The following is a 25,897-nucleotide window of genomic DNA, read 5'->3' on the forward strand; positions in this document are numbered from 1 at the left end:
TTCGATCTGATTTTGAATTTGCTTGGAATCATTTGGAATGAAGTTAGAGGCGAATGATTTTTAGTCAAAAACAAGGAAAAACTCATGATAAATGAAATTTTCGCATATTTTTTCAAAAATTACTCTTGAAATGAATAAAAAATCTGATATTATGTATAATAACTCATTAACTGAATGTTGTGTGTATAAATATTAGAGGAGAGTATAGATGAAAAAAATAATTTGGTTTGCGATGGTTTCAATGGTGGTCCTTTTAGGTGCATGTAGCTCAGAAGGAAAAGAAACAAGTAATGATTCAAAAAAAGAAGTGATTCAAAGCATCCAAGACTCTGGAAAATTAGTGGTGGGAACTTCTGCAGATTTTGCTCCATTTGAATTTCATACGATGATTGATGGAAAAGATAAAATCGTCGGTGTGGATATTGATTTGGCGAATGAAATCGCGAAAGAATTGGGTGTCAAAGTCGAGGTGATGGATATGGAATTCAATGCGGTATTAGCAGCCTTACAACAAGGAAAAGTCAATTTAGCGATTTCTGGTATTTCGGCAACAGAAGAACGTCAACAAACATTTGACTTCTCAGATAATTATTTTGCTCCACCTCAAAAAATGGTGATTAATAAAGAAAACGTAAATGAATTAACTAGTCTAAAAAGTTTTGCAAAGAAAAAAGTGGGCGCGCAAAAAGGATCAGTTCAAGAAGATGTTGTGAAAGAACAAGTGGCAGACGCACAACTAGTTTCTGTAGCTAAAGTGCCTAATCTAATCATTGAATTAAAACAAGGATCAATTGATGGATTGGTGTTAGAGGAAACCGTTGCAAATTCTTATATTGAAAACAATCCAGAATTGATGTTAGCAGATGTTGATTTAGTTTCGAGCGATGAAGAAGCCTACGCAATTGCATTACCAAAAGGTGAAGAAGAATTACAAAAGAAAGTTAATCAAGTTATCAAAGAATTACAAAGCTCAGGAAAAATGGATGAATTTATTAAAAAAAATACAGAGTTAGCTAAAAAAGCGGAAAAATAAAGGAGTTTGATTACGTGAATTTTTCATTTCTATCGATATACTATCCCTATTTCCTGTCAGGTGCATTAATTACATTAATTATCTCCGTTATTACGATTGTTTTTGGAACAGTAATTGGTGTTGTCATGGCATTATTTAAGCTTTCAAAGATTCGTCCTTTACGATGGTTTGCCAATGCTTATATCGAAGTATTACGTGGGACACCAATGCTGATCCAAATTTTAATTGGTTTCGGATTGTTACAAGGTGTGGTTCATGCACCAACATTGACTCTAGGTGTGCTAGATGTTGACTTTAGTCGGTTAATACCGGGAATGATTGTCTTATCAATGAATTCGGGTGCTTATGTCGCTGAAATTGTTCGTGGTGGAATCATGGCTGTCAATTTTGGGCAAGACGAGGCCGCTAGCTCGTTGGGACTTAGACCAATGCAAACAATGCAATATGTGATTTTACCACAAGCATTAAGAAATATCTTGCCTCCAATGGGTAATGAATTTATCACGTTGATCAAAGATTCTTCCCTACTTTCGACAATTGGAATCTACGAGTTATTAAATAGTGCTCAAATTGTTATCTCGAATTCGTATCTTCCTTTAGAACCTCTCTACGTAGCCGCAATTATTTATTTTGTTCTAACCTTTTTGATGTCGAGATTGCTGCATGTTTGGGAAATCAAATTAGGTAAAGGATACCGATGAAAGGAAGGACGTCAATGGAAGCACTTATTCAAGTGAATCACTTAACCAAAACATTTGGACAAAAAGAAATTTTAAAAGGCATCACATTAGAAATCACTCAAGGAGAGGTCGTGGTAGTGATTGGCCCGTCTGGCTCTGGAAAAAGTACGTTTTTACGCTGCTTAAATCTGTTAGAAGAGCCGACCAGTGGAATAATCTTGTTTGATGGTCAAGAAATCACCAACAAAAAAACAGATATTTACCAAATGAGGGAACAGATGGGAATGGTTTTTCAACAATTCAATTTATTTCCAAATTTAACAGTGTTAGAAAATATTTTGCTGGCACCGACGAAAGTAAAAAAAATCAGTCGCGCAGAGGCAGAAGAAAAAGCGTTAGTCCTTCTTGACAAAGTTGGTTTGGTAGCAAAAGCACATGAATATCCGCAAGCATTATCAGGCGGACAACAACAAAGAATCGCAATCGCCAGAGCTCTTGCGATGGAACCTAAAGTAATGTTGTTTGATGAACCAACGTCTGCATTAGATCCAGAAATGGTTGGAGAAGTTCTATCAGTTATGCAGGAATTAGCAAAGGAAGGTATGACCATGGTAATCGTGACCCATGAAATGGGCTTTGCGCGAGAAGTTGGCGATCGTGTTTTATTCATGGATGATGGAAGGATGATTGAAGAAGGGACGCCAAAAGAACTTTTCGAGGAAACGAAGAAAGAGAGAACACGGCAGTTTCTTGAAAAAGTTTTATAAAAGAAAAACGATTGCCGTGTGGTGATCGTTTTTCTTTTTGCAAAAGAGTAAAACACAAAAGAAAATAAAACAAGCAGTTGAGAACGGATACAAAAATGTGCGGAGTGGATTGGATGGTAAAGGTAGTTTTTTTTTAGATTATGCAGTATAATTAGGGGCTGAGGAGTACCTGGTGTGCTCCTTCATTTTTTGCAAATGAGGAGACAAGATGTTTTCAAACTATAAACCAACATGGATGGTAGAAGCCATCTATCAAATTACCCCTGCACAGTTGAAAAATTTAGGTATCAAAGCCGTGTTAACTGATTTGGATAACACATTGATTGCTTGGAATAATCCAGATGGAACAGAAGAATTGTTAAATTGGATTTTAGAGATGAAGAATGCTGGCATTCCTGTGGTAGTTGTTTCAAATAATAACTCGAAGCGAATTGAACGAGCTATCGAAAAGTTTGATTTGCTTTATATTGCTCGTGCAATGAAACCATTTGCTGTAGGAATCAATCAAGCAAAGAAAAAGTTGAACCTTGCTGATGAAGAACTCGTGATGATTGGCGATCAAATCATGACGGATATCCGTGGTGCAAATCGCGCCGGGATTCGTAGTATTTTGGTCAAACCAATTATCGAGACGGATAGCTGGAAAACACAAATCAATCGTTTTTTTGAAAAAAGAATCATGGCTCATTTATTAGTAAATAATCCTGATATGGGCTGGCGAGGTGGAATTGAATGAGTGAAGAATTACACTGTATCGGGTGCGGCTCGATTATTCAAACAGATAGACCAGGAGAACTAGGATATACACCGCAATCTGCCTTAGAAAAAGGGTTGGAATCAGGCGAAGTTTATTGCCAACGTTGTTTCAGATTACGACACTACAATGAAATCCAAGATGTTTCTTTAACAGATGATGATTTTTTACGTTTGTTAAATGAATTAGGTCAAAAGGATGCATTGATCGTTAACGTTGTCGATATTTTTGATTTCAATGGTTCATTGATTCCGGGATTACATCGTTTTGTTGGTGATAACCCAGTGTTATTAGTAGGTAATAAAGTCGATATCTTACCAAAATCACTGAAGAAACCTAAAATGATTCAATGGATGACGGAACGTGCGCACGAAGTAGGGCTCAGACCTGCCGAAGTACTGCTAACGAGTGCAAAAAAAGCACATGAAATGGAAGATTTACTGGCCAAAATCGAAGAATATCGTGAAGGTAGAGATGTCTATGTCGTTGGTGTAACGAATGTCGGTAAATCAACACTGATCAATCAAATCATCAAGAATACGGTGGGTGTTCAAGACGTGATTACTACTTCACAATTTCCCGGGACGACTTTAGATAAAATTGAAATTCCTTTAGATGACGGTCAAGCGCTAATTGACACGCCGGGAATTATTCATCGTCATCAAATGGCGCATTATTTAGGTAAAAAAGATTTACGCATCATTGCACCAACAAAAGAAATCAAACCGAAAGTTTATCAATTGAATGATGGTCAAACGCTCTTTTTAGGTGGTTTGGCACGTTTTGATTTTGTAAATGGTGATCGTGGCTCATTTATTGCGTATGTTTCAAATGATGTGAATATCCATCGAACAAAACTCGAAAAAGCAGATGAATTTTACGCAAAACATGTGGGTGGACTTTTACAGCCTCCACGTCCTGACGAGGTAGAAGAATTTCCTGAACTCGTTCGTTTTGAATTTTCAGTGAAAGAAAAAACAGATATCGTTTTTGCTGGACTTGGATGGATCACTGTGTCACAGCCAGCTGTTGTTGCTGGATGGGCGCCTAAAGGTGTCGATGTAATCAAGCGTAAAGCTTTAATTTAAGGAAGAAGGAAAAAAATGGAATTAAGAGGAAAACAAAAACGTTTTTTACGTAGTCAAGCACATCACCTACAGCCTATTTTTCAAATTGGAAAAGGTGGAATCAACTCAGCAATGCTTGTTCAAATCAATGAAGCATTAGAAAAACGTGAACTAATCAAAGTTACTTTGTTACAAAACACGGATGAAATCGCTGAAGATGTTGCGCGAATTTTAGAAGAAGAAGTTCAATGTGAGATTGTTCAAATCATTGGACGCGTATTGGTACTGTACAAACCATCAAGTAAAGAAAAATATCAACGCATTTCACGAGAAGTAAAAGCAATCTAAGGAGTGGTCGTTAATGAGTACGCAGGCTAATCTATTTGTTCGTTCACAAGTTTTTCCAAAAGAAATGCCACAAGTCTTTGAGAAAAAACGGCAAGTTGGAATCTTGGGTGGAACATTTAACCCTGTCCATCTGGCACATCTAGTTATGGCTGAACAAGTTGGACAGAATTTAGGACTGGATCGCGTATTTTTAATGCCTTCCTATCAACCACCACATATTGATGAGAAAAAAACGATTTCGGCAACACATCGATTGAACATGCTTGAGCTAGCAATCGAAGACAATCCGTTTTTGGCAATTGAAACCGTTGAATTAAGTCGTGGTGGTAAAAGTTATACTTATGACACAATGAAAGCCTTGACGCAGAATAATCCAGATACAGATTATTATTTCATCATTGGCGGAGACATGGTTGAGTATCTACCAAAATGGTACAAAATCGATGAATTAGTTCAGCTCGTCCACTTTGTGGGGATCAAGCGTGCTGGTTATGGAGTCGAAACGCCGTATCCTGTGATTTGGGTCGACGTGCCTGAAATTGACATTAGTTCGACCAAGATTCGTCAAAAAGTTCGTCAAGGTTGCTCGATTCGCTACTTAGTTCCTGACAAAGTAGTTGATTACATTCAGAAAGAAGGCTTGTATCAATATGGATTATAGTAGTCATTATACTGCGGATACTCGCGAAACATTGATGCAAAAAGTCCAAATGCGAATGAGTGAACGTCGTTTTCAACATGTTTTGGGTGTAGAGAAAATGGCAATAGCATTGGCTGAAAAGTATGGTTGTTCGCCAGAAAAAGCCAGTATTGCAGCATTGACCCATGATTATGCAAAAGAACGTCCAGATGATGAGTTTGTACTAGTTATCAAACGTGATGGATTTGATCCTGATTTGTTAAATTATGGCAATGCGATTTGGCATGGACTTGTGGGTGCTTCATTTGTTGAACGTGAATTGGGCATTACAGATCCCGAGATTCTAAATGCTATTCGAGTGCATACAACTGGGGCAGCAAAAATGACCTTACTGGATAAAATCATTTACGTCGCTGATTACATCGAACCAGGTAGAAAATTCCCTGGGGTAGAAGACGCGCGAGAAATCGCATTAGTTGACTTAGATGAAGCAGTTGCTTTTGAAACCAAGCACACATTAGCTCATTTAATTGAACAAGAACAACAAATTTATCCAAAAACAATCGAAACATACAATCATTGGGTGGCGAAAAAATAAATTTGTCATCAAATGTTAAGGAGGAAATTATCATAGATAGCAAAGAACAATTACAAATTGCGGTAAAAGCAGCAGATTCAAAACGTGCAGAAGATATTCTAGCACTTGATGTGAGAGAAGTTTCTTTATTGGCAGATTATTTCATGATTTGCTCAGCAAATAGTGAACGTCAAATGAACGCAATCACAGAAGAAATTATTGATAAAGAAGAAGAAAATAACTACGAAGTGAAACGCATTGAAGGAAAAGAAGGCGGAAAATGGATTCTGATTGACCTAGGTGATTTGATTGTCCATGTCTTCCACGCACCTGAAAGAGAATTTTATAATTTAGAAAAATTATGGTCAGATGCCCCACTTGTAAACATTTCTGAATGGTTGGATTAATATGGCTTATGAAACATTCGCTTTTATTTATGATGAAGTAATGGATGAAACGCTCTATCAACAATGGCTGGCATTTTCAAAGAGACACTTACCTGAGCAAACAAAGAATATTTTAGAGCTTGCTTGTGGTACGGGTGCATTAGCTGTTGAATTTGCTAAAGCTGGTTACAATGTGACTGGACTGGATCTGTCAGAAGATATGTTGATGATGGCAAGTCAACGCGCTTTTGAGCAAGAAACAGCAATCCAATTTGTTGAAGGAAACATGTTAGATCTTTCAGAAGTAGGACAATACGAAGCGATTACTTGTTATTCAGATTCATTATGTTATATGGAAAATGGGCAAGAAGTTCAACAAGTTTTTGATGAAGTCTATCAAGCTTTGGAAGAAAACGGACGCTTTTTATTTGATGTACATTCTGTTTATCAAGTAGATACGGTTTTTCCAGAATATAGCTACCACTATCAAAGTGAAAAATTTGCTTTTTTATGGGACAGTTATCCAGGAAAAGAACCACATAGTATTGAACATTTCTTAACCTTTTTTGTAGAGGATTTGGATCAGCCTGAAAAATTTATCCGCGAAGACGAGCTTCATCAAGAACGCACGTATTCAATGGAAAGCTATTTACGGATGTTAGAAAATAGTGGTTTTTCAAAAGTTGAGGCCTATGGTGATTTTACAGATGAAACACCAAACGAAGAAACAAAACGCTGGTTCTTTGTAGCCTATAAAGAATGAACTGAAAAGGAGCCGTGACAAATTGTCGCTGCTCTTTTTTCTCATTTTTCTACTAAAAGAAGAAGGAGGAATCTAATGAAAAGTTGTGGCTTGATCGTAGAGTATAATCCATTTCACAACGGTCATCGCTATCATGCAGAAATGGCAAGAAAACAGACAGGTGCAGAGGTCGTCATTGCGGTGATGAGTGGCAATTTTTTGCAGCGAGGCGAACCAGCTATTCTTGACAAATGGCAGCGTGCAAATGAAGCATTACAAAATGGTGTTGATCTAGTTATTGAATTACCTGTTGAATGGGCAGTTCAATCAGCCGATTATTTTGCAAAAGGTGCAGTGAGGTTGTTACAAGATGTAGGCTGTGACTCCTTATGTTTTGGAACAGAAAACACGACGCAGTTTGACTACGAGTCATTTGGAAAATTTGTTTGGAACAACCAACATGAAATTGATCAGGCATTTCAAAATTTAGCCGATCAAAAAATCAGCTATCCGCAAAAAATGACAGAGGTTTTTCGCACCCTACTGCAAGATGCGCAACTTGATTTTTCTTCGCCCAACCATATTTTAGGTTTGAGCTATGCCAAGGAAAATGCAAGGTATGAACGACCGATGGCACTTCATCCAATCAAAAGAAAAAGTGCTGAGTATCACGAAAAAGAAATTTCTGATGAGACGATTGCAAGTGCAACTGCCATTCGGGAAGCTGTTGCTAAGAAAGCTGAAATTCAACATGTTGTCCCAGAAGTAACAGCTCAAGATTTACTAACGAAATCAACGCAAACTTGGGATGAACTTTGGCCGTATCTACGTTATAAATTATTATCGACGAATGCAACAAAACTGAAGGAAATTTATCAAATGACGGAAGGGTTAGAGATTCGATTACAAGAAGTCGCAAAGCAGGCGACGAATTTTCATTCTTTTGTGTCTTTGGTTAAAACAAAGCGTTATACTTGGACAAGAATCCAACGATTGGCTTGCTACGTGTTATTAAACATAACAGAGTCTGAAATTTTAGCGCAGCAAGAAAAAAATTATCTTCACGTATTGGGATTTACTGAAGTGGGAAGACAGTTTCTGAAAGAAACAAAACAAGAAACGACTCCTATATATTCACGAATAGGCAGAAAAGAAGCGACAGAAGCAAAACTATTAATTCGTAGCGATCAAATTTATTGCTTAGCGAACAGTCAGTTGACTGAACAAAATTTTGGGCGAATGCCAATTCAGACGAAGAAGAAGTGAAAACAATTTGTTGATCGTTTGATAAATTGGGAATAATGAAAAAAAGCTTCACAGAACTTGGATTCACAAGTATAATGAAACAGGACGTTTTTGCGTTACGGAACTAGAAAAAGAGAAAGCGAAGTGAAAATATGGGTCGTAAATGGGCTAATATTGTGGCAAAGAAAACTGCTAAAGATGCAAACAACAGTCGAATTTATGCAAAATTCGGGATTGAAATTTATGCGGCAGCGAAATCAGGTGAACCTGACCCACACGCTAACCAAAAGTTACATTTCGTTATTGATCGTGCGAAAACCTATAATGTGCCTAAACATATTATTGACCGCGCCATTGAAAAAGCAAAAGGTTCAGGAGATGAAACATATTCTGAATTGCGCTATGAAGGATTTGGGCCAAATGGCTCAATGGTGATTGTTGATACATTGACAAACAATGTAAACCGAACTGCTGCAGATGTTCGTGCAGCTTTTGGTAAGAACGGTGGAAACATGGGTGTCTCTGGTGCCGTTTCTTATATGTTTGATAACACAGCTATTTTTGGTTTTGCTGGCGAGGATGCGGATGAAATTCTTGAATATTTAATGGAAAAAGATATCGATGTTCGTGATGTCATCGAAGAAGAAGGACAAATTATCGTTTATGGTGAAGTGCCTGATTTCCACGCTATCCAAGAAGCATTGAAAGAAAAAGGCATTACAGAGTTTTCTATTGCAGAAATTCAAATGTTACCACAAACTGAAATTACTTTAACGGGTGATGATTTAGTACAATTTGAAAAAATGATCGATGCGTTAGATGAACTTGAAGATGTTCAAAATATTTTCCATAATGTGGAGTTGGACGACTAGGAGTTTTTCTAGTTTGTTGAAACTTCTTCAAATCAAAGAAGTATGGCGAGTTGATGCCATGCTTCTTTTTTGATAAAAGAAAGATTTTACTAGTTTATTTTTGTTTTTTATTCCATTTCACCTGTGGTATCATAGGGTTACAGGTATTATTTTGGAATGATACAGAGTATATTGGAACTTGGGCGAGGAATAATGATGGAAGCAAAAATAATTTTGGAACCTTTCGATAGAATATTAAGCGGTTACGAAAAAGTAGAAGAATTAGCGGTAAATATTGCTGATTGTTCAGCTATTGCACATAAGTATGCACGATTTGGTGTAGAAGGCTATCGTTTAGGAAACTATACTGGGATAGGTTATTTGAATCGTTATTTGGAATGTTCGATTGATCGAGTACCTATGCTCATTTATCAAAAGAATTATTTGATTCCACTATTGTTTAAAAATACTGAAACATCTTTCCAGCTGTTTAACGATGCGTACCGCATGGAAGCTTTCTTTTTGTTGTTAGAATGGAGTTTGAAACATCAACCAGAAAAAATTTTGATTGAACAAGATCCGACTGTTACTTCATCTAAAAAGAAAATCATCGACAGTGCCTATCTCGTGTTTCGTTTGACCGAAATTTTGGACAGCGGAGGATATCCAATCAGTCATTTTCAAACAATCGAACAATTTATTGACTGGAATCGGATTTATCGTTTGATTGATAATGGTGGAGTGGGGCGTCATAGTAAAGTATTTGATCCTGAATTTCCAGAAAACATTGAAGAATTACGAATGATCGTGTCTTTAGTTAGTTTAAAGTATCCGGAAACAGATTTGCAGATACCTGAATAAATACAAAAATTTTCGTTGCAGAATACTATGTGTAGAGGTAATCTGTACAGCATAAAAGCGGTTATGGTGCAAAACATTTAGTGACAAAAAAAAGGTGTGACCAATTGGTCACACCTCTTTTTTATAAAATAAATTATATCACTTCATTGCTATAAGTCAGCGGCTCAATCGCATTCAATAATGGACTCTTATTGAATGAAGTAACCAGTGTCAATTCATGCATTGCGCGTGTACACATCGTATATAAGATGAGTTTGTCTTGTTCTGTGTGGAATTGTTCTTCGTTGATATTCCATAAGAAGACGCGATCAAATTCAAGTCCTTTTGCCAAGAAGGCAGGTAGCAAAATAATTGAACGTTTCATGAAGTCTTCCTCATCAAGAATCAATTGAACTTGTTGCTTCAAGTTTTCAGGGAATTGCTCATATAACTGTTGGCATTCCTCTTGTGTTTTAGCAATGATTGCCGTCCGCCAATGTTTCGCTTTGACTTGAGTTTGTTCAAGTGTTTCCTCAAACCAATGAAGTTGTTTTTCAGCAGTTGACGCTTCAATGATGACGGGCTTATCACCTTTTCGAGCAGTTGTTTCGACACGGTCTTCTTTTGATAAGAAATGGTTCGCAAAATCAGTGATTTCTTTAGTCGAACGGTAACTAGTTGTTAATTGGAAGCGTGTGACCTCTTGATTTTCAAAAAGTTGTGGGAGAGAACCGACAATAGTCTCGTTACCAAAGACATTTTGATTGAGATCGCCACAAAAAGTTAAGTTTGCTTTTGGATAAAGTGCTTGAAGTAGAGCAACCTGAGATGGTGCAAAATCTTGCATTTCATCAATAAAAACATAGCGTGCTTTTTGAGTGATTGTAACTGGGAATGTGCGACGCATAAGCAAGAAGAATAAAACAGCATCTTCTTGTTTCATTTGTTTTTGACGGAAATTCAGACGAATCCCTGCAATTTGTTGTGTCCATTGTTCGTTAGAAATACCATGAGAAACAAGTGTGTTTTCCGGAACACTTTGTAAAAAATGCAGGTATTGTTTAGGCATATTCACAAATTGATAGTTTGTGATACCGCGATGAACACGACGAAATTTTTTACGTACGATTTGGTTCGCCAGTTTTTTGCGTAAGGATTTCTCTTTTTGTTCTGTGTACTCAAGGTTGGGATCAGTCGCGTATAATTCTTGTAATTGTTCCTCAGCTAAATCTTTGACCCATTGCTGACGTGTTTCGTCCTTTTGCAAACCACCTAATTTTTTAAGTAGTTTTGTTTGAAGTAAAGAAAGACGTTGGTGTAATGGTAACAAATTATTCGTTTCTTGGTACCATTTTCGAATAGCATCTTTTGCAAGAATCGTTCGTCCATTGATTTTCATATCACGGAATAAAGGTCCATAATTTGTGATTGCTTTTACATAGGTGTGGATGTGTTCAACTAGTGTCAAACCGTTCTTTAAGTCATGGATTGGATCGTTCTTTCCATATAAAAATCCATGTTCTTGTTGGTCTTCTTCAACTAGTGAATAGTCTTGTAGCAGTTCTTGCATATAGTTTCTAAATGTTTTGGTTGGAACGCCGCTTTCACCAAGAGAAGGTAAGACAGTTGAAATATAGTCAGAGAATAAATGATTGGGTGAAAATAGCAATACGTGTTCCGCATCTAACCACTTCCGATTATGGTAAAGTAAAAACGCAATTCGTTGAAGTAACGCAGAGGTTTTTCCACTTCCTGCGATTCCTTCAATCAGCATTACCTTGCTAGTAGTATCACGAATGATTGCATTTTGTGCTTTTTGGATTGTTGAAACGATGTTCTTCATATGAGTACTTGATGCTTCATCTAAAATTTCAAGTAAGAAGTCATCATTGATTACTTCAGAAGTGTCTACCATTGAGAGAAGTTCGCCGTCTTGGATTTTAAATTGTCGTTTAAGTAATAACTCAACGGTCATGCGTTCGACATCCGTTTCGTAGTAGGCAGGTCCGATTTCGCCTTCATAATAAAGATTGGCGATTGGTGCACGCCAATCGATGACAATTGTTTCTTCGGTCAAATCACGTAAAGAAGCAATCCCTAAATAAAGAGTTTCTGCTTCATTTTCTTCTTTAAAATCAATACGGGCAAAATAAGGATTTCCTTGCATGACATCTAGCGTTTGCAAACGATGTTGTTGTGCATCGAGAGTATGATATTTTAATAGTAATTCTTGTTCATGTTGGCGGTATTCAACAGCAGACTCGTAAAATGCCTCGTTAGAACCAGCTCGGATGCGATGATTCGCTGTTTCTTTTGTCGAGGTATTCATTTCTTGGGTCAATTCGTGTTGCTTACTGTTTAATAATTTTTGTTCAAGCTGGATCAATTGAACGGTTTCGTCCACATGTGCTTGTTCCATTTGTCTTTCATTCATGGCTTATTTGCTCCTTCCGCCTTAAATAACGAACTAAAAGTATAGCACAATTATGGGAAAAAAGGTATTTTTTAAAAGTTAGTAAAAAGTTTGACGATAGGTTAGTCAAAATAACTTAAAAAAAGTGAAAGGATAAACAAGAATGATAGTTGTTTTCATTTAGCACGTATCAGTTTAAAAAGGAGAAAAGAACGCCTATGCTTGAAAGTGAAAGAAGGTTGGAAAAAATGACACATTTAAAAAAATTTCTTTTCACATTATTGATTGGTGGAGTAGCGTTGATCAGCGAGTTTGTTTTTCATCAGTCTCAACTAGCATTCTTTTTGATCGCAATTACTGGTGGTATTCTAGCCTTTTTGATGTTTCTTGAAATGATCAAAACGTTACGCTCTGGGAAATATGGTGTGGATGTTCTAGCAATTACAGCGATTGTAGCAACACTGATAGTGAGAGAATACTGGGCGAGCTTGATGATTTTAATCATGTTAACTGGTGGGGATAGTCTAGAGGATTACGCCAATCAAAAGGCAAGTAAAGAGCTACAAGCACTGCTTGACAATACACCTCAAATAGCACATAAGTGGATCAATGGAAACTGGCAAGAATTCCCAGTTGATCAAATTGAAATCAACGACAAATTAGTTGTTAAGCCAGGAGAAACAGTCCCTGTGGATGGCCGAGTGATCAAAGGAAGTTCAGAAATAGACGAATCTTCATTAACAGGTGAATCACAACCAATCACTAAAACGATTGGCGATACGTTATTGTCTGGTTCAATCAATGGTGATCGTTCGCTAGAAATGAGAGTCGAAAAACGTGCAGCAGATAGCCAATATCAATTGATCCTTAATCTGGTTCAAGAATCAAAAGAAAAACCAGCAAAATTTGTCCGAATGGCAGATCGCTATGCAGTCCCATTTACATTGGTAGCTTATCTCATTGGCGGAATTGCTTGGTGGCTCTCAGGTGATCCGCATCGATTTGTAGAAGTCTTAGTTGTTGCTTCGCCTTGTCCGTTGATTTTGGCTGCTCCAGTCGCACTTGTTGCCGGAATGAGTCGTTCGAGTAAAAATGGGATCGTTGTTAAAAATGGTACTACGCTTGAAAAGCTAGCAGTGACTAAAACGATTGCTTTTGATAAAACTGGCACGATAACCAAAGGACAACTGGAAGTGACAGCAGTTCGACCAACTGGGAAATGGACAAAAGAAGAACTATTAGTGTATGCAGCTAGTGCAGAACAAGAATCAAGCCACATTTTAGCCCGTTCATTAGTTAGTTACGCAAAAAATCAAAAACTGTTGCCAACTTCAGAATTAAAAGAAATTGTTGGCCAAGGAATTGAAGCAATGATTGATAATCACTTTATCCAAGTGGGCAGAGCAAAATGGTTGGGTGTAACAGAAATTGCTTCTGCAGAAACCATTATTTATGTTGCTTTTGATCGAGAATTTGTTGGTACGATCCACTTTGCAGATGTGATTCGTCCCGAGGCAACGAACGCCATTAATCAATTGAAAGATTTTCATTTGGAACAGGTGATGATGCTAACCGGCGATAACCAAACGGTGGCGCAAACAATTGCCGAAAAAGTCGGAATCACGACAGTCCATGCGCAATGTTTACCTCAAGACAAATGGCAAATTTTAGCGGATGTTCCTGAGAAACAAAGACCAGTGACGATGGTTGGCGACGGTGTTAATGATGCACCTGCGCTAAGTGCAGCAGATGTTGGTATTGCAATGGGGGCACATGGAGCAACTGCAGCTAGTGAAAGTGCAGATGTGGTCATTTTAAAAGATGATTTGACGCGGGTTCCTGAAGCTGTCCTGATTGCCAAAGAAACGATGCGCATTGCACGTCAATCAGTCTTGATTGGTATTTTTATTTGTATTGCACTAATGCTGATTGCAAGCTTTGGCGTAATTCCTGCACTATTAGGAGCTATGTTACAAGAAGTGGTTGATACCGTTTCGATTTTAAGTGCGCTACGTGCTAAAAAGTAGTTGAATACGATAGAAGACAACAAATCGATTTTTGAGAAACCTTTACAAAGGATTCAGAATTTTTTTAGTAAGTAATGGCTTTATTTTATTATTTAATTGTTTCAAAAAATAAAGTGAAACTAGAAATGATCGTAGGATATATCAAACGATAAGAAAATCAAAACTTTTTATTTTAGCAGGGGCTAGTATTCATGCTTTGGAGAAAACAGTTGACCTGATTGAAGAGCAACTGGAATTTCTATCTGAGGATGGTGGAAATGTAGAATAGTTGCTGCAAGTGTTTTGATTGATGAAGAATAAATGAGGATTGGTTAGTTTGTAGCTAACTAATCCTTTTGTTATAATCGAGAAACTATAATCAAGAAACGACAAAACTATGTCAACGAATGGATCAAAACCAATGTTTCTAAACTGAAATACAAAAGGAGGAAAGATATAAAAATTAATGAGAAAAGCGATGTATTCAATAGTAGCTAAAAGTAAGGTAAAGAAAAAGCTTTATCTTAACTCATTTTTGTTTTACTGATGTTGCTTTGTTTGTATACAACTCATTATTTTTTTGCTTTCAATTTTGGTATGATAGCTAGTCTATTTTACTTTTTTCAAAAGATCAGTAAAAATGGATGACCATCAAGTACGGCTGTATTTTTAGTTTTCAACATATGTTTATTCCGAAAAGTGAAACTGAAATTCAATGTACCTTGCTTGTTTTTTTATATTTAGAAAGTTTTATCTGTTACGTAGAAATGTATCGAAACAATTAAAATCTATCTTGTTTTTGTGCTAATATAAAGTACGAAAAGAACAACGTCAGCTAGTTAAAAAATTGATATTTACATTGAAAATCAAATGTAGAAGGTTCATAAGCTGTATGATGTCTATTTTTGTTTTTATCTTAAGAAAGAAATGAACTATTGTGAAGGGGGGTGAAGGAGATGCCGTTTGTTCATGTTGAATTAGTCGAAGGTCGTAGCCCAGAACAACTAGAAAATATGATGAAAGATATTACTGAAGCAGTTCATAAAAATACAGATGCACCAAAAGAGCATATCCATGTCATTATCAATGAAATGAAAAAAGGTACTTATGGTGTAAATGGAGAATGGAAAAAATAAGTCTGATTTCACACTTGCTTTTTCTAAATATTAGTGGTTAAATAAACACATAATTGATTGATGAGAAAGACAACTGAATTTGAGAGTCTTCTATTAGAGAGGAAAAGCTAGGCTGAAACTTTTCCAGAAGAAAACCAAAGGATGACCACTTTCGAAACCTTTGTTGAAACAAAGGCGGTCGAACCGTTAACACGCTCGAGGAACACATTTTTGTGTTCAAAATTAGGTGGAACCACGAAATTTTCGTCCTAGTATCTGTTTAGATACTAGGACTTTTTTTGTCGAATCGAGTCAATCAAAATTCAAAGGAGGAATTTCTATGTTAAAAATTACTTTTCCAGATGGCGCAGTCAAAGAGTTCGAGGCTGGAATTACAACCTTGGCAATTGCTGAAAGCATCTCAAAAAGTTTAGCTAAAAAAGCATTAGCAGGTAAAGTGAACGGTCAATTAGTTGACTTAGACCGTCCAATCGAAGAAGATGCAACAATTGAAATTGTGACCCCTGATCACGAAGACGCACTTGGATTAGTTCGTCATTCTGCTGCTCATTTGATGGCTCAAGCAATGCGCCGTTTATATCCTACTATCCATTTTGGTGTGGGACCAGCGATCGAATCAGGATTTTATTACGATACTGACAATGGTGAAAACCCGGTTACAGCGGAAGATTTACCAGCAATTGAAGCTGAAATGATGAAAATCGTTAAAGAAAACTTGCCAATCGAACGCCGTGTGCTATCCAAACAAGAAGCACTAGAAATTTTTGCAAGTGATCCTTATAAAGTAGAATTGATCACTGAATTGCCAGATGATGAAGTGATTACTGCTTATCAACAAGGAGAATTCATTGATTTATGCCGTGGCCCACACGTTCCGTCAACAGGACGTATCCAAGTATTCAAGTTATTATCAGTAGCAGGTGCTTACTGGCGCGGAAATTCAGATAATCATATGATGCAACGTGTCTATGGAACTGCATTCTTTGACAAAAAAGAATTGAAAGAATTTATTCGCTTGCGTGAAGAAGCAAAAGAAAGAGATCATCGTAAATTAGGGAAAGAACTTGGTTTATTTATGGTTTCACCTGAAGTTGGTTCAGGGTTACCATTCTGGTTACCAAAAGGTGCAACAATCAGACGTACGATTGAACGTTATATTGTAGACAAAGAAATTAGTTTAGGTTACCAACATGTGTACACACCGATTATGGGTGATGTAGAACTTTATAAAACATCTGGACACTGGGATCACTATCAAGAAGACATGTTCCCACCAATGGATATGGGCGATGGCGAAATGCTAGTATTACGTCCGATGAACTGTCCTCACCACATGATGGTTTATAAAAACAATATCCATTCTTATCGCGAATTACCAATTCGTATTGCTGAATTAGGGATGATGCACCGCTATGAAAAATCTGGGGCACTTTCAGGATTACAACGTGTACGTGAAATGACATTGAATGATGGTCATACTTTTGTACGTCCAGATCAAATCAAAGATGAATTCAAACGCACGCTTGAATTGATGGTAGCTGTCTATGCGGACTTTAACATCACGGACTATCGTTTCCGTCTAAGTTATCGCGATCCAAACAATACAGATAAATATTTTGATGACGATGCAATGTGGGAAAAGGCACAAGAAATGTTGAAAGCTGCAATGGATGAATTAGAACTTGAATATTTTGAAGCAGAAGGCGAAGCAGCATTCTACGGACCAAAACTAGATGTTCAAGTAAAAACAGCTTTGGGAACAGAAGAAACATTGTCAACTATTCAATTAGATTTCTTGTTGCCAGAACGTTTTGATTTAACTTATGTAGGTGAAGATGGTGAAAATACACATCGTCCCGTAGTTATTCACCGTGGAATCGTTTCAACGATGGAACGTTTTGTTGCTTATCTAACAGAAGTTTACAAAGGTGCATTTCCAACTTGGCTAGCACCAATTCAAGCAACAATTATCCCTGTTTCTGTCGAAGCACATGGGGATTATGCGTATGAAATCAAAGAACGTCTTCAAATGAAAGGCTTACGCGTGGAAGTTGATGATCGTAATGAAAAAATGGGTTACAAGATTCGTGCTTCACAAACACAAAAAATTCCTTATCAATTAGTTGTTGGAGACAAAGAAATGGATGACGCAACTGTTAACGTTCGTCGTTATGGAAGTAAAGAAACTTCTGTCGAAGACTTAAATATCTTTATTGATGCAATGGCTGCTGAAGTAAAAAACTACAGTCGCGAAGGCTAAATATTTTGCAAAGGTAGGCTAGGATGCGTAAGTGTCCTAGCTTTTTTATTTTGAATTTTACGAATAAATTAACTAATTTTTTATTGATAGAATCAAATGAAAAAAATTTTCGTATGTTATACTAAAGTGACTCTAATTAAATGGATGGTGACTTATGAGTGTAATTAGTCGTATCGAAAGTATGATGGAAGAATATTCCTCTGCGGAAAGGAAACTGGCAAATTATATTATCGATCATGTAGAAAAAGTTCCAACAATGACTGCAAATGATTTAGCAGAAGCAGCTGGATCAAGTGCACCGACAGTTGTCCGTTTTTCGAAAAAAATTGGCTTTCAAAGTCTAACAGATTTCAAAATCACTGTTTCGACAGAATTACAAACAGGACTAGTTGAAGGCTTTAGTGACATTGAACCAAATGAATCTTTTTATTCGATCAAAAATAAACTGGGAAACAATGCACAAGTGGCGATCAAAGAAACAGTCGACATTTTGGAAGAAGAGACTATTCGAACAGTTGTCCAGAGCTTAGAAGAAGCAGAAACCGTTTTTCTTTATGGTGTGGGCGCTTCTTCTTTGGTTGTCGAAGACATTTTACAAAAGTGGTCGCGAGTGGGTAAACCAATTATCTTTGAAAAAGATATCCATGTGTTACTGCCTCAATTAGTCAGCAACGAACAAAAAAAAGTCCTTTGGCTCGTTTCAAATTCGGGAAAAAGTGCGGATGTTGTCGCTCTGGGGGAATTAGCCAAATCATTGAACATCGAAGTAATCGTATTAACTCAATTTGGAAGCAATCCATTAAGTAAATTAGCAGATGTGACTGTTCAAACTTCTCGACCTAAAGAAATCACGAATCGAAGTGCGGCTACAAACTCGCTGTTGGCACAGTTTGCGACAGTTGATATCATTTTTTATTTTTACATGGCAAAAAATGAATATTTAAGCGAAAAAGTGGCTCAAACACGTGAAGCTATTCAGCAGTATTTTAAATAGGTGATGTAAAAAAAATTGATTTTTTTTTGTGAAGAAGGAAATTTGTGTGGAGAAAGTTTTCCACAGTGTTGATTTTTTTGAAGATGTTTCACAAGGATAGGAAACGTTGTTTTCAAAAAAACACTTAAAATTATGAGTTTTTAGTCAAGGTTTCTTGACTATGTTTCGCCTGTTGTGAAACAAAAGAATTCTGGTATCTTGAATTTCGTTAAAGAATTTCATCAACTGATGATTTTTTCTTTGTTATTCATACTTTTTTGGTTATAATTTTTCGTGAATGTAAGTATGCGGGAAGGATAGGAAATAATGAAAGATTTTATGAAAAAAATAAAAAATAATTCTTGGTTTGACAAGTTAAAAAAGGGAACACAAGAACCGAGGAATAAACCTTATCGGCGTTCCCATGTCCCTTTTCGTTTAAATGTTCTTTTCTTTATTATATTTACGTTATTCGTAGCATTGATTGCTAGATTGGGTTATTTACAAATCGTTGATGGTGAAACGATGGAAGCTAAAGTTAAATCTTCTTCAACAATTACCGTTCAAGAAAGTTCACCTCGTGGCATGATTTATGATGCTACTGGCAAAGCCTTAGTCAAAAATCAAGCAAATCAGGCAATTACCTTTACTCGAGGTTCACAGATGACGTCCACGGACTTATTGAAATTAACGAAAAAATTGAATGAACTAATTGATGTTCCAGTTGATGACTCCCTGACGGCTCGTGACAAAAAAGACTTTTGGTTAGCAGACGCTGATCATTTAGCGGAAGCAACGAAGCGTCTTTCTTCTGCTGAAAAGCAACTAGATAATAGCAAACAATATGCAGCAACAGTGGAGAAAGTAACCGATGAAGAAATCAATTTCGATGAAGAACAATTGAAGATGGCAACCATCTTTAAGCGGATGAACAGCGCGTACGAGTTAAATACAGTGTATATCAAAAATTCTGGTGTAACAGATCGTGAATTAGCGGTAGTTGCCGAAAATGCTTCAGAATTGCCTGGAGTTTCAACGGGTGTCGATTGGACGCGTGAATACTTAGCTGCCGATTCAATGAAAAGTATCTTGGGTAGTGTAACAACAGAGAAACAAGGACTCCCTGCCGACGAAATCGATGCTTATTTAGCAAAAGGCTATTCACGAAATGATCGTGTTGGTCAAAGTTATTTAGAAAAACAATATGAAGATGTGCTACAAGGAACAAAAACACAATATGAAGTAAAATTAGATAACGAAGGAAATGTTTCAAGTCAAAAAGAAATTTTTGCAGGCGAAAAAGGCTCCAATTTAAAATTATCGATTGATGCAGAATTTCAGAATAAAGTCGATGAAATTTTAAAACGAAACTTCCAAGCTTTAGTTGATAATGGCAAAGCCAAATATTCTCCAGGTGCATATGCCGTTGCAATGAATCCACAAACTGGGGAAGTATTAGCATTGGCTGGCTTTAGCCATGAAGAAAATTCAGGAGAAATCACTGAGAATGCACTGGGAACGATCACCAACGCGTTTACTCCAGGATCTGTAGTCAAAGCAGGAACATTGGCAGCTGGCTGGAAGACAGGTGTAATTAGTGGAAACCAAGTCTTAATCGACGAACCAATTCAATTACAAGGTTCGGCTGAAAAAAGTTCTGTCTTTAATAGAAGTGGTCAAGTTGCACTAAATGCAGTAAAAGCACTAGAGTTGTCATCAAATACGTATATGATCAAAGTAGCTTTAAAAATGTTAGGATTGGAATACACACCAAATATGGGGCTTCCTGGTCTTGACGAAGAAGCAAAAGCTTACGATGAATTACGAACTTCATTTAAAGAATTCGGATTGGGAACAACGACAGGGATTGATTTGCCAAATGAATCAGCTGGGATTTCTCGTTCAGTTGACTTCATGAAAAAATTCAACAAAGATAATGATGGTGAGTGGTACACATCTGGTAACTTTACCGATTTAGCATTTGGTCAGTTTGATACGTATACACCAATCCAATTAGCACAATATGCTTCAACTGTTGCCAACGGTGGGAAAAGAATCCAACCGCATATCGTTTCTGGGATTTACGGAAATGATGAGAATGGGAACTTAGGTGAACAAAAGAAAAAAATCGAAACAACTGTTAAAAATGAAGTCACTATTTCACCAGAAAATATGGCAATTCTTCGCGAAGGTTTCCATCAAGTAGTTCATGGAACAGATGGTTACACCACTGCAAAACCATTAGCTGGTGCAAAAATGGATCTATCAGCAAAGACTGGTACGGCAGAGACGATTGCAGAAGGGCATCCTGACATCACTACCGTCAATAGTAATATCGTAGCTTATGGCCCAACGGATAATCCGGAAATCGCAATCAGCGTGGTTTTACCAAACTTAACAGATGAAAAGGACCACATGAATTTAACAATAGCTAAAGAAATCACAGACGCATATTATGATATGTATCTAGCAAAATAACTTATTTTGGAAACAGTCAAATCAGTTTTAAACTGGTTTGGCTGTTTCTTTTGAAATAGTTTTTTCAAGTGAAACTACTTGTCAAAATAAAAAAATGACTAAAATAAACTGGATTTAATCAATAAATAATAGTTGAAATGAAAAAACGTCAAGTAAAACTACTTAACAAATTGACATAAAAGGGTAGATTTCTCATAACAATCATGGTAAAATTATCAAGTCTGAGAGTCATCTTAGAGGATTCTAGTAGTATGGGAGGGAAAATCATGCGCGTAAACATCACATTAGAATGTACTTCTTGTAAAGAACGTAACTACCTAACAAGCAAAAACAAACGTAACAATCCAGATCGTTTGGAAAAACAAAAATATTGCCCACGCGAACGCAAAGTTACTTTGCACCGCGAAACAAAATAAGTTTGATTAAAAAGTTACAAGAAACATTTCGATGTTTCTTGTAACTTTTTTAGTTCTTTTTGAATCAATGAGATTGACGTAAAAGAAAAAAACAGAGATAATACATAGATGGTTATCAATGTATATGATTTAGCGATGTTTGGTTAAAGTAGTTGTTAGCAAAGGAGAAAAGGAAATGAATCATGAGCAAATGTCAAAAATGTTTAAAGCATTAGCCGAACCTAATCGAATTAAAATTATTGAACTACTTTCAATGGGGCCAATGTGCGCATGTGAAGTTCTAGATCATTTTGATTTTACACAACCAACTCTTTCACACCACATGAAAGTTTTAGAGTCTGTAGGAATCGTTTCAGTTGAGAAGGATCGTAAGTGGCATTATTATTTTTTGAAAAAAGAAGAGACTTCAGAGTTATTAAAAGCAATGCAGGACCTCTTTTCTAACTAACGCATAAATAGATGCGTAATCATAGCAAGCTAAAATTATTTTGTTCGTTGATTGTACTCGTTTGATCCAACTAAACGAAACGATCACTGAATCACATGCACTTCTTTTGAGAGAAGAAAATTCAATTTACAGGGAGAAAATTCATGACTTATGCGTTAGAAATAAACAAATTAAAAAAAGTATATGCAACAGGTGTTGAAGCCTTAAGAGGTATTGACCTAGCTGTAGAAGAAGGAGATTTTTATGCCCTACTAGGGCCAAATGGTGCCGGTAAGTCTACGACGATTGGTATTATTACTTCATTAGTCAATAAAACTTCTGGAAAAGTAAGTGTTTTTGGTTATGACCTTGATACTGACTTAGTGCGCGCCAAACAACAAATAGGATTAGTCCCTCAAGAGTTTAATTTCAATCCGTTTGAAACGGTGCAACAAATCGTTGTCAATCAAGCGGGATACTATGGTGTTTCGAGGCAAGAAGCCTTGAAACGAAGTGAAAAATATTTAAAACAATCAAACTTATGGGAAAAACGAAATGTTCGTGCGCGGATGCTTTCTGGAGGAATGAAACGACGATTAATGATTGCGCGCGCGTTGATGCATGAACCTCGTTTACTTATTCTTGATGAGCCAACAGCCGGAGTTGACATTGAACTAAGACGAGAAATGTGGACATTTTTGCGAGAATTAAATGAACATGGAACGACAATTATCTTGACGACCCACTATCTGGAAGAAGCAGAAATGCTTTGCCGAAATATTGGAATCATTCAAGCAGGAGAATTGATTGAAAATACTAGTATGAAAAATTTGTTATCAAAATTACAATATGAAACTTTTATTTTTGATTTAGAACCACATACCAATTCATTTGAATTGTTAGGCTACAAGCATTTTTGGGAAGATGATCAAACACTTGCAGTTGAGGTCGAGCGTAATCAAGGGGTGAATGGAATCTTTGAACAATTGACAAAAAATGGTATCAAGGTACTCTCAATGCGGAATAAATCCAATCGTCTAGAAGAATTGTTCTTGAAAATTACAGAAGAAAATGGTCATGTGGAGGAAAAAAATGTTTAATTTATATTTAACTGCGCTTAAAAGTTTAGCAGTCAAAGAGACAAATCGCTATTTGCGTATCTGGGTTCAGACGTTGGTACCACCAGTTATCACGACTTCTTTATATTTTATTATTTTTGGGAAAATGATTGGTGGACGAATTGGTGAGATGGGTGGATTTTCTTACATGGAATTCATTGTGCCAGGTCTGATCATGATGTCTGCAATCACTAGTTCTTATGCGAATGTTTCTTCTTCTTTCTTTTCGCAAAAGTTCCAAAAAAATATTGAGGAATTATTAGTAGCGCCTGTGCCTACACATGTGATTATATGGGGATTTGTCATTGGTGGTTTGGGTCGTAGTGTCTTAGTTGGGACATTGGTAACAATTATTTCGCTCTTTTTTGTTCCACTACATGTTTATTCATGGACCATGGTCGTACTCACGTTACTGATGACAGCTATTTTATTTTCATTGGCAGGTTTACTTAATGGTATTTTTGCTAAGTCTTATGATGATGTTTCAATCGTGCCGACGTTTGTGCTGCAACCCTTGACTTATCTCGGTGGTGTCTTTTATTCAATTTCGATGTTACCACCTGTTTGGCAAGCTGTTTCAAAAATCAATCCGATTGTGTATATGATATCAGGGTTTCGTTACGGATTCCTTGGAACGATTGACGTGCCGATCATCTTTTCAATTTTCATTTTGATTGTGTTTATTGCTGTCCTTTATAGTGTCTGCTGGTATTTAATCGAAAAGGGTCGAGGATTACGAAGCTAAAGAAAATAGTTGAAAAAAGCAACAAGAAAAGAACGCACCAATATGCTGGCGCGACCTTTTCTTGTTGCTTTTGCTATATAATAAAAAAGATGGATCCACGAAGATCCATCTCTCAGTGATGCAGACGATGGGATTTGAACCCACACGAGCAAATGCTCACAAGACCCTCAATCTTGCATGTCTGCCGTTCCATCACGTCTGCAAAATAAATAACAAAATAATCATAGCGATGATTGCATCAGATGTCAAGATAGAAAGTAGTGGAAAGCAAATGAAAAAATATGATGGTGAGTTTTCTGGACTAGGAATGATAGCCGGACTTTTAATTGGGCTAGCAAAAGGAAATCTTTTATTTGGCTTAATGCTTGGAGTTATTTGCGGTGTGGCAATGGATTGGGGCGCTAATTTGTGGAATGATTATCAACAAAATAAAAAGAAGAATGACTAAAAAAATCAAAGTTTATAAAGTGGATTTCTTGAAATTTGCTGGTATATTTATACGTGATAGAGTATGATATTGGATAACTTGGTAAATAACTATCGATGATATAGTCAGAAGTTTCTAACTTTTTGAAATGAGGGATCGAAGAAGATGAGAGAATTTGAAAAGTCCAACAAATTAGAAGGTGTCAGCTATGATGTACGTGGCCCAGTTCTTGAAGAAGCAGACCGCATGCAAGAAGAAGGAATCAGCATCTTGAAATTGAACACAGGAAATCCTGCACCATTTGGTTTTGAAGCACCCAATGAAGTAATTCGTGACTTGATTATGAATGTGCGTGAGTCAGAGGGGTATTCTGATTCAAAAGGAATTTTTTCTGCAAGAAAAGCGATTCAACAATATTGTCAATTAAAAAAATTTCCTAATGTCACGATTAATGACATTTATACAGGTAATGGTGTCAGTGAATTGATTTCTATGTGTATGCAAGGATTGTTAGATAATGGTGATGAAGTGTTAGTACCAATGCCAGATTATCCTTTATGGACAGCATCCATTGCACTTGCAGGAGGAAATCCAGTGCACTATATTTGTGATGAAGAAGCGGAATGGTATCCGGATATTGCAGACATCAAAGCCAAAATCACTAGCCGCACGAAAGCAATCGTGATTATCAATCCAAATAACCCAACTGGCGCTCTTTATCCCAAAGAGCTGTTAGAAGAGATTGTCGAGATTGCTCGTCAAAATGATTTAATCATTTATTCAGATGAAATTTACGATCGTTTAGTGATGGATGGATTAGAACATATCCCCATTGCGACTTTAGCGCCAGATTTATTTGTTGTGACGTTAAATGGTCTTTCAAAATCCCATCGAGTAGCAGGTTTTCGCGTAGGATGGATGGTACTTAGTGGAGACAAATCGCGAGTTCAAGGGTATATTGAAGGCTTAAATATGCTATCTTCAATGCGCTTGTGTTCCAATGTCTTGTCTCAGCAAATCGTTCAAACTGCTTTGGGTGGTTATCAAAGCGTAGATGAATTATTGCTACCTGGTGGTCGGATTTACGAACAAAGAGAATATGTCTACAATGCAATCAATGATATTCCGGGTTTATCAGCAGTGAAGCCTAAAGCAGCATTTTATATTTTTCCAAAAATTGATACAAAACGTTTTAATATTTTTGATGATGAAAAGTTTGTACTTGATTTCTTGCATGAACACCATATTTTGCTTGTTCACGGTGGCGGATTCAATTGGCATCAACCAGACCATTTCCGAATCGTTTATTTACCAAAATTAGATGATTTGAAGGTCATGGCTGGGAAAATGCGAGAATTTTTGACGACTTATCAACAAAAATAATGACAATTCTTAGTAAATTGTTTTGCTAGCCAAACAGTATAGAAAAGTCTGTGGCATTGAAAATGTCGCAGCTTTTTCTTTGTTGTGAAAAAAGTTAGCAAAAGATGGGTGAGTAATTTTCTTTCCCAAGAAAAGATGAAACAGCCCTTTTCTTGAAGTTTACTCATTCGTAAAGTAAAATACTG

General features: G+C 36.7%; 25 protein-coding genes and 1 tRNA gene. 24 read left to right on the top strand and 2 right to left on the bottom strand.

All coding sequences use genetic code 11. The features are described from left to right. Nucleotides 1-208 precede the first annotated feature (208 nt). The 13 genes from DOK81_RS05470 (at nt 209) to DOK81_RS05530 (ending at nt 9,951) form a co-directional block, all read left to right on the top strand. The gene (locus DOK81_RS05470; RefSeq protein ID WP_206909154.1) at nt 209-1,033 is read left to right on the top strand and encodes a transporter substrate-binding domain-containing protein; all 825 of its coding nucleotides are present in this window, start codon (nt 209-211) and stop codon (nt 1,031-1,033) included. Nucleotides 1,034-1,047: 14 nt separating this feature from the next. Then, a complete protein-coding gene (locus tag DOK81_RS05475; protein ID WP_206909156.1) occupies nt 1,048-1,734 on the top strand; it encodes an amino acid ABC transporter permease in 687 nt (228 codons plus the stop codon). A 14-nt stretch (nt 1,735-1,748) separates the two neighbouring features. Then, on the top strand, nt 1,749-2,480 hold the full coding sequence (locus DOK81_RS05480; RefSeq protein ID WP_206909157.1) for an amino acid ABC transporter ATP-binding protein: 732 nt from the start codon (nt 1,749-1,751) through the stop codon (nt 2,478-2,480). 208 nt (nt 2,481-2,688) lie between these two features. After that, the gene (locus DOK81_RS05485; protein WP_067480898.1) at nt 2,689-3,216 is read left to right on the top strand and encodes a YqeG family HAD IIIA-type phosphatase; all 528 of its coding nucleotides are present in this window, start codon (nt 2,689-2,691) and stop codon (nt 3,214-3,216) included. Beyond that, complete coding sequence (gene yqeH, locus DOK81_RS05490) at nt 3,213-4,322, top strand: ribosome biogenesis GTPase YqeH (RefSeq protein WP_206909159.1); 1,110 nt, start codon at nt 3,213-3,215, stop codon at nt 4,320-4,322. The genes DOK81_RS05485 and yqeH overlap by 4 nt, the downstream gene beginning before the upstream one ends. A 15-nt stretch (nt 4,323-4,337) precedes the next feature. Beyond that, nucleotides 4,338-4,649 carry a ribosome assembly RNA-binding protein YhbY gene (yhbY, locus tag DOK81_RS05495; RefSeq protein WP_067480904.1) on the top strand — a complete coding sequence of 104 codons (312 nt, stop codon included), beginning with the start codon at nt 4,338-4,340 and terminating at the stop codon, nt 4,647-4,649. 13 nt (nt 4,650-4,662) lie between these two features. Further along, the gene (locus DOK81_RS05500) at nt 4,663-5,310 is read left to right on the top strand and encodes a nicotinate-nucleotide adenylyltransferase (protein ID WP_206909161.1); all 648 of its coding nucleotides are present in this window, start codon (nt 4,663-4,665) and stop codon (nt 5,308-5,310) included. Continuing rightward, on the top strand, nt 5,300-5,887 hold the full coding sequence (yqeK, locus tag DOK81_RS05505; protein ID WP_206909163.1) for a bis(5'-nucleosyl)-tetraphosphatase (symmetrical) YqeK: 588 nt from the start codon (nt 5,300-5,302) through the stop codon (nt 5,885-5,887). Before DOK81_RS05500 ends, yqeK begins: the two co-directional genes overlap by 11 nt. Nucleotides 5,888-5,889: 2 nt before the next feature. Further along, nucleotides 5,890-6,273 (top strand): ribosome silencing factor, encoded by a 384-nt coding sequence (gene rsfS / locus DOK81_RS05510; RefSeq protein WP_242589912.1) that lies wholly within the window; start codon nt 5,890-5,892, stop codon nt 6,271-6,273. A gap of 1 nt (nt 6,274) precedes the next feature. Further along, the gene (locus tag DOK81_RS05515) at nt 6,275-7,015 is read left to right on the top strand and encodes a class I SAM-dependent methyltransferase (RefSeq protein WP_206909165.1); all 741 of its coding nucleotides are present in this window, start codon (nt 6,275-6,277) and stop codon (nt 7,013-7,015) included. A 75-nt stretch (nt 7,016-7,090) separates the two neighbouring features. Next, nucleotides 7,091-8,260, top strand: a complete 1,170-nt coding sequence (locus DOK81_RS05520) for a nucleotidyltransferase (protein ID WP_206909166.1) — start codon at nt 7,091-7,093, stop codon at nt 8,258-8,260. A 131-nt stretch (nt 8,261-8,391) separates the two neighbouring features. Next, nucleotides 8,392-9,111: a YebC/PmpR family DNA-binding transcriptional regulator gene (locus DOK81_RS05525; protein ID WP_206909168.1), complete on the top strand. Its 720-nt coding sequence runs from the start codon at nt 8,392-8,394 to the stop codon at nt 9,109-9,111. Nucleotides 9,112-9,306: 195 nt separating this feature from the next. Beyond that, nucleotides 9,307-9,951 carry a hypothetical protein gene (locus DOK81_RS05530; protein WP_206909170.1) on the top strand — a complete coding sequence of 215 codons (645 nt, stop codon included), beginning with the start codon at nt 9,307-9,309 and terminating at the stop codon, nt 9,949-9,951. A gap of 133 nt (nt 9,952-10,084) precedes the next feature. Here the strand turns inward: DOK81_RS05530 and helD are convergent, their stop codons facing one another. Beyond that, nucleotides 10,085-12,364 carry an RNA polymerase recycling motor HelD gene (helD, locus tag DOK81_RS05535; protein ID WP_206909172.1) on the bottom strand — a complete coding sequence of 760 codons (2,280 nt, stop codon included), beginning with the start codon at nt 12,362-12,364 and terminating at the stop codon, nt 10,085-10,087. Nucleotides 12,365-12,591: 227 nt separating this feature from the next. Between helD and DOK81_RS05540 the strand changes: the two genes are divergently transcribed. The 9 genes from DOK81_RS05540 to DOK81_RS05580 all read left to right on the top strand — a co-directional run bounded on the left by DOK81_RS05540 (nt 12,592) and on the right by DOK81_RS05580 (nt 23,902). Next, nucleotides 12,592-14,370 (top strand): heavy metal translocating P-type ATPase, encoded by a 1,779-nt coding sequence (locus tag DOK81_RS05540; RefSeq protein ID WP_206909174.1) that lies wholly within the window; start codon nt 12,592-12,594, stop codon nt 14,368-14,370. A gap of 935 nt (nt 14,371-15,305) precedes the next feature. Then, entirely contained in the window at nt 15,306-15,485 is a 180-nt protein-coding gene (locus DOK81_RS05545) for a 2-hydroxymuconate tautomerase (protein ID WP_067480942.1), read from the top strand. A gap of 319 nt (nt 15,486-15,804) precedes the next feature. Then, on the top strand, nt 15,805-17,745 hold the full coding sequence (gene thrS, locus DOK81_RS05550) for a threonine--tRNA ligase (protein ID WP_206909176.1): 1,941 nt from the start codon (nt 15,805-15,807) through the stop codon (nt 17,743-17,745). A gap of 154 nt (nt 17,746-17,899) precedes the next feature. Continuing rightward, on the top strand, nt 17,900-18,739 hold the full coding sequence (locus DOK81_RS05555; protein WP_206909178.1) for a MurR/RpiR family transcriptional regulator: 840 nt from the start codon (nt 17,900-17,902) through the stop codon (nt 18,737-18,739). 303 nt (nt 18,740-19,042) lie between these two features. Next, entirely contained in the window at nt 19,043-21,196 is a 2,154-nt protein-coding gene (locus DOK81_RS05560) for a penicillin-binding protein 2 (protein ID WP_206909304.1), read from the top strand. A 266-nt stretch (nt 21,197-21,462) separates the two neighbouring features. Further along, nucleotides 21,463-21,612, top strand: a complete 150-nt coding sequence (rpmG, locus tag DOK81_RS05565) for a 50S ribosomal protein L33 (RefSeq protein ID WP_002296119.1) — start codon at nt 21,463-21,465, stop codon at nt 21,610-21,612. A 175-nt stretch (nt 21,613-21,787) separates the two neighbouring features. Then, entirely contained in the window at nt 21,788-22,060 is a 273-nt protein-coding gene (locus DOK81_RS05570; protein ID WP_206909180.1) for a metalloregulator ArsR/SmtB family transcription factor, read from the top strand. A gap of 143 nt (nt 22,061-22,203) precedes the next feature. Further along, on the top strand, nt 22,204-23,139 hold the full coding sequence (locus DOK81_RS05575) for an ABC transporter ATP-binding protein (RefSeq protein ID WP_206909181.1): 936 nt from the start codon (nt 22,204-22,206) through the stop codon (nt 23,137-23,139). After that, complete coding sequence (locus DOK81_RS05580; RefSeq protein ID WP_206909183.1) at nt 23,132-23,902, top strand: ABC transporter permease; 771 nt, start codon at nt 23,132-23,134, stop codon at nt 23,900-23,902. The genes DOK81_RS05575 and DOK81_RS05580 overlap by 8 nt, the downstream gene beginning before the upstream one ends. Before the next feature lie 119 nt (nt 23,903-24,021). Here DOK81_RS05580 and DOK81_RS05585 read toward each other — a convergent pair. Beyond that, a tRNA-Leu gene (locus tag DOK81_RS05585) sits at nt 24,022-24,104 on the bottom strand. 69 nt (nt 24,105-24,173) lie between these two features. Between DOK81_RS05585 and DOK81_RS05590 the strand changes: the two genes are divergently transcribed. Then, complete coding sequence (locus DOK81_RS05590) at nt 24,174-24,350, top strand: hypothetical protein (RefSeq protein ID WP_206909185.1); 177 nt, start codon at nt 24,174-24,176, stop codon at nt 24,348-24,350. A gap of 144 nt (nt 24,351-24,494) precedes the next feature. Then, a complete protein-coding gene (locus DOK81_RS05595; protein WP_206909187.1) occupies nt 24,495-25,712 on the top strand; it encodes a pyridoxal phosphate-dependent aminotransferase in 1,218 nt (405 codons plus the stop codon). Nucleotides 25,713-25,897: the final 185 nt, after the last annotated feature.

It is taken from the genome of Enterococcus sp. DIV0660C (assembly GCF_017316125.1).
Lineage (GTDB): Bacteria > Bacillota > Bacilli > Lactobacillales > Enterococcaceae > Enterococcus_B.

Excerpts from the sequence above, each read along its gene's own strand:
- DOK81_RS05470 (WP_206909154.1), top strand. The coding sequence starts at position 209 with ATGAAAAAAATAATTTGGTTTGCGATGGTTTCAATGGTGGTCCTTTTA.
- DOK81_RS05480 (WP_206909157.1), top strand. The coding sequence starts at position 1,749 with ATGGAAGCACTTATTCAAGTGAATCACTTAACCAAAACATTTGGACAA.
- DOK81_RS05485 (WP_067480898.1), top strand. The coding sequence starts at position 2,689 with ATGTTTTCAAACTATAAACCAACATGGATGGTAGAAGCCATCTATCAA.
- yqeH (WP_206909159.1), top strand. The coding sequence starts at position 3,213 with ATGAGTGAAGAATTACACTGTATCGGGTGCGGCTCGATTATTCAAACA.
- yhbY (WP_067480904.1), top strand. The coding sequence starts at position 4,338 with ATGGAATTAAGAGGAAAACAAAAACGTTTTTTACGTAGTCAAGCACAT.
- DOK81_RS05500 (WP_206909161.1), top strand. The coding sequence starts at position 4,663 with ATGAGTACGCAGGCTAATCTATTTGTTCGTTCACAAGTTTTTCCAAAA.
- yqeK (WP_206909163.1), top strand. The coding sequence starts at position 5,300 with ATGGATTATAGTAGTCATTATACTGCGGATACTCGCGAAACATTGATG.
- DOK81_RS05515 (WP_206909165.1), top strand. The coding sequence starts at position 6,275 with ATGGCTTATGAAACATTCGCTTTTATTTATGATGAAGTAATGGATGAA.
- DOK81_RS05520 (WP_206909166.1), top strand. The coding sequence starts at position 7,091 with ATGAAAAGTTGTGGCTTGATCGTAGAGTATAATCCATTTCACAACGGT.
- DOK81_RS05525 (WP_206909168.1), top strand. The coding sequence starts at position 8,392 with ATGGGTCGTAAATGGGCTAATATTGTGGCAAAGAAAACTGCTAAAGAT.
- DOK81_RS05530 (WP_206909170.1), top strand. The coding sequence starts at position 9,307 with ATGGAAGCAAAAATAATTTTGGAACCTTTCGATAGAATATTAAGCGGT.
- helD (WP_206909172.1), bottom strand. The coding sequence starts at position 12,364 with ATGAATGAAAGACAAATGGAACAAGCACATGTGGACGAAACCGTTCAA.
- DOK81_RS05540 (WP_206909174.1), top strand. The coding sequence starts at position 12,592 with ATGACACATTTAAAAAAATTTCTTTTCACATTATTGATTGGTGGAGTA.
- DOK81_RS05545 (WP_067480942.1), top strand. The coding sequence starts at position 15,306 with ATGCCGTTTGTTCATGTTGAATTAGTCGAAGGTCGTAGCCCAGAACAA.
- thrS (WP_206909176.1), top strand. The coding sequence starts at position 15,805 with ATGTTAAAAATTACTTTTCCAGATGGCGCAGTCAAAGAGTTCGAGGCT.
- DOK81_RS05555 (WP_206909178.1), top strand. The coding sequence starts at position 17,900 with ATGAGTGTAATTAGTCGTATCGAAAGTATGATGGAAGAATATTCCTCT.
- rpmG (WP_002296119.1), top strand. The coding sequence starts at position 21,463 with ATGCGCGTAAACATCACATTAGAATGTACTTCTTGTAAAGAACGTAAC.
- DOK81_RS05570 (WP_206909180.1), top strand. The coding sequence starts at position 21,788 with ATGAATCATGAGCAAATGTCAAAAATGTTTAAAGCATTAGCCGAACCT.
- DOK81_RS05575 (WP_206909181.1), top strand. The coding sequence starts at position 22,204 with ATGACTTATGCGTTAGAAATAAACAAATTAAAAAAAGTATATGCAACA.
- DOK81_RS05580 (WP_206909183.1), top strand. The coding sequence starts at position 23,132 with ATGTTTAATTTATATTTAACTGCGCTTAAAAGTTTAGCAGTCAAAGAG.
- DOK81_RS05590 (WP_206909185.1), top strand. The coding sequence starts at position 24,174 with ATGAAAAAATATGATGGTGAGTTTTCTGGACTAGGAATGATAGCCGGA.
- DOK81_RS05595 (WP_206909187.1), top strand. The coding sequence starts at position 24,495 with ATGAGAGAATTTGAAAAGTCCAACAAATTAGAAGGTGTCAGCTATGAT.